The sequence below is a fragment of the Shewanella sp. S1-49-MNA-CIBAN-0167 genome, from assembly GCF_040310145.1.
Lineage (GTDB): Bacteria > Pseudomonadota > Gammaproteobacteria > Enterobacterales > Shewanellaceae > Shewanella > Shewanella psychromarinicola.
Genome location: NZ_JBEOPO010000337.1, coordinates 1 through 262 on the forward strand (window position 1 = coordinate 1; position 262 = coordinate 262).

Here is a 262-nt window from a genome sequence, read left to right on the forward strand (position 1 = left end):
GCTGTGCATCATTAATTGTTCTACCGCCAACGGACTAAAACCACTAAAATATTCTAGTGATAGTTGCCTTGCCATGCTAATAGCAAAATGTTCGGCCAATGGCATAATGTCTTCGGTTCTATGTCTTAATGGTGGCAAGGTGATCACATCAAAGGCTAAACGATCGAGTAAGTCCGCTCGGAATTCACCATTGTCAGCCAAGGTAGGTAAATCTTCATTGGCGGCACAAATCAGTCGCACATCAGATTGAACCGTTTTACTG

The 262-nt window shown here is 43.1% G+C and carries 1 protein-coding gene; it reads right to left on the reverse strand.

Annotation, left to right across the window (positions count from 1 at the left end; genetic code table 11):
- The coding region (locus AAEZ00_RS21545) for a sigma 54-interacting transcriptional regulator (protein WP_351089985.1) at positions 1 to 262 on the reverse strand (262 nt) is incomplete at both ends.